Below are 2,477 nucleotides of genomic sequence, written 5' to 3'. Positions count from 1 at the left end.
AATACAGTTCAGATAAGACCAAAACACTTGTAGAGACGGCGATTTATCGCGTCTCAAAAACCCACAATTTTGTACAATAGGTTTGGTTAAATTTCTAACGATCGCACCCTTAGCCCTTAACCCAAGCGTATTGGGTCATATCAAGTTCGGTTAAGTCAGTCGAGATCAAAATTTCACGCAGAGAGAGAGAAGGGGAAAATTTCCCCCTTCTCTTTTTAATTTCTTTTACTTAACTAGCGATCGCAATAGTAGGGATAAAGCCACTCACACCTGAAGACTCCGCGGGTATGTTTTTCAAAAAAGGTTCCTGCATGGCGTCCACGTGATATATCGATCCCAGCTTTCGTTTTAATCTCATATAACCAAGGAAAGGATACTACTAAAACAGCTATGACCGCGAATAGGGAGAGAATCGTAGTTTTAATATTGAAGAATCTTAGAGAATTGCTATTGTGATTTTGAGGCATAGATGGTGAGAAATTAATAGCTCATCCAATCCTAACCTAAAGTTTAAAATATCGCTGGAAGCGGGAATCAATGCTGCTTGATTTCTGCTGATTGCACGTTAAACAGAGGGTTTGTAGATTGCTAATATCATTTTGACCACCACGAAAAAGGGGAATGATATGGTCAATACTGAGGTCAGTTTCTCCAGCGGTTTTACCGCAACTTTGGCATTGATATTTGTCACGTTGAAAAACATATTTTTTTACTTCTGGCGGGATATGAATGCGGGGAGTTTTGCTCATTTTCTCTTTAGTTGCTAATAAACTCTTCCAAGCTTGGTACATCTACCCAACTTGCTTTTGTGTGAGATTCATGGGATAAATCCATCAACAGCTGAGAATAAATTCCTTCTCGTAGCGATGGTGTAATTTCCTGATTGCGATCAATTCCTTGCACCCATTGGTCTACTACGCGGATAAATGCAGAAATGCGCCCATCAGCATAACTTTTGGGGAAAATTAACCGATTCGGTATTTCTATTTCTGTTAAAGGTTTACCTGGCTGGGAAGCCCAAACACGAAAACCATGTATATAGTCTTTTTGATTTTCACTGCCCACAATTAATGTCCCGCGATCGCCATATACTTCTACCCAATGGGTTCTTGGTGCATGAACAACTGCACTGATAGAAAGTTGGCAAGGTGTACCATTCGCTAATTCTAGGGTTAAGATACAGTTATCATCTGTATTAACTGGCTTAGATTCCCCACTAACAGGGTCAACTCGTGTAGGAATCGCAGTAGTTAAATGAGCGCTTAATCTCCGAACTGGCCCGAATAACCAGTGAATATAATCAAAGGCGTGAGAACCCAAAGATCCCAATGCACCGCCTCCTTTCTTTTTATCAGAGTACCAATTCCAAGGGCGTGAAGTATCAGCACGAGAAGAACCTAACCAATCAATTTTAATTAGGCGCAACTTACCCACATAGTCTTCTGATAATAGTTCAGCAAACAACTGCCATGCTGGTACAAAGCGAAATTCAAAGTCTACAGTCGCAATGACGCCTTTTGCTTTAGCTAACTGATAAAGTTCTTTAGCCTCAACTGCATTTAAGGTTGTAGGTTTTTCTAGTAATAAATGTTTCCCAGCTTGCAATACGGTTTTTGCCATTTCATAATGCAAAAATGGCGGTGTAGAGATACTGACTGCTTGCACTTCTGGTAATGCCACAATATCAGTAAGTGAGTCAGAGGCGTGGTGAATATTATAGGATTTTGCTATGGCTTTAGCTTTATTTATATCTCGGTGATAAACAGCAACTACCTCAGTTTGAGGATGTGCTTGAAATCCCGGTATGTGGACTTTTTGACCAAATCCGGTGCCTGCGATCGCAATGCCAATCATATAATTTTTCTTTCCATAACTATGCAATTTAAATTGTTCGCAATAAATCCTATTTTATCGTAAAATTCTAACCGTCAATGGGTAGCGATAATGCTCACCATTGTAAGCTTTTATAGCAGCAAAAGTCACTACAAACGATTGTAATACTAATTTGAATAAAAATAATGACATAAGTACAATTAATAAGCTGTCTAAAATGTTTTTTATTTGATTAACTGAACCATTGGTGGTCATTGCCACACTAAAGGTAGTTATTATTAAAAATAACGATATTAATATGACAATCAACGTATATATTGTTAAAGACATTTGAAAATTTAAGGATTCTTTTCCTTGTAAATCAATCCAGGGATATTGGACTTTTTTTAATCGCCAAATTATCAGTGGAGCTAAAAGATTTAAAGGCAAATATAAAGGAATCCCAAAAAAGACTAAAAAAACCAATAATACCCACCCTAACAAAGCCGAGAAATGGCACAACATCGCCCATATACGCATTTGTTGTTTAGGTTTTTCTCTCATGGTTTTTTATATGTAAGTGGATTTACCAGATAATTCCCCATTGTAATTACAGCAGATTTCAGGTAAATGAAGTACATATATAAAACCCAAAACCTTGTAGA

At 37.8% G+C, this 2,477-nt stretch carries 4 protein-coding genes; all 4 read right to left on the bottom strand.

What is annotated here, in order from left to right; all coding sequences use genetic code 11:
- Positions 1-233 precede the first annotated feature (233 nt).
- Genes VB740_RS36800 through VB740_RS17860 form a run of 4 tightly spaced genes read right to left on the bottom strand, consistent with a single transcriptional unit; the run spans position 234 to position 2,376 of the window.
- Positions 234-467: a hypothetical protein gene (locus tag VB740_RS36800; protein WP_416290085.1), complete on the bottom strand. Its 234-nt coding sequence runs from the start codon at positions 465-467 to the stop codon at positions 234-236.
- Positions 468-503: 36 nt separating this feature from the next.
- The gene (locus tag VB740_RS17870) at positions 504-749 is read right to left on the bottom strand and encodes an HNH endonuclease (RefSeq protein WP_323201299.1); all 246 of its coding nucleotides are present in this window, start codon (positions 747-749) and stop codon (positions 504-506) included.
- A 7-nt stretch (positions 750-756) separates the two neighbouring features.
- Positions 757-1,854, bottom strand: coding sequence for a Gfo/Idh/MocA family oxidoreductase (locus VB740_RS17865; RefSeq protein WP_323201298.1), 1,098 nt, complete (start codon positions 1,852-1,854; stop codon positions 757-759).
- Between the two features lie 54 nt (positions 1,855-1,908).
- A complete protein-coding gene (locus tag VB740_RS17860) occupies positions 1,909-2,376 on the bottom strand; it encodes a DUF4870 domain-containing protein (RefSeq protein WP_323201297.1) in 468 nt (155 codons plus the stop codon).
- Positions 2,377-2,477 lie beyond the last annotated feature (101 nt).

Source organism: Nostoc sp. UHCC 0251, assembly GCF_034932245.1.
In the GTDB taxonomy this organism is placed as follows: domain Bacteria; phylum Cyanobacteriota; class Cyanobacteriia; order Cyanobacteriales; family Nostocaceae; genus Nostoc.
This window is presented reverse-complemented; position numbering and strand designations above follow the sequence as displayed.

Excerpts from the sequence above, each read along its gene's own strand:
- VB740_RS36800 (WP_416290085.1), bottom strand. The coding sequence starts at position 467 with ATGCCTCAAAATCACAATAGCAATTCTCTAAGATTCTTCAATATTAAA.
- VB740_RS17870 (WP_323201299.1), bottom strand. The coding sequence starts at position 749 with ATGAGCAAAACTCCCCGCATTCATATCCCGCCAGAAGTAAAAAAATAT.
- VB740_RS17865 (WP_323201298.1), bottom strand. The coding sequence starts at position 1,854 with ATGATTGGCATTGCGATCGCAGGCACCGGATTTGGTCAAAAAGTCCAC.
- VB740_RS17860 (WP_323201297.1), bottom strand. The coding sequence starts at position 2,376 with ATGAGAGAAAAACCTAAACAACAAATGCGTATATGGGCGATGTTGTGC.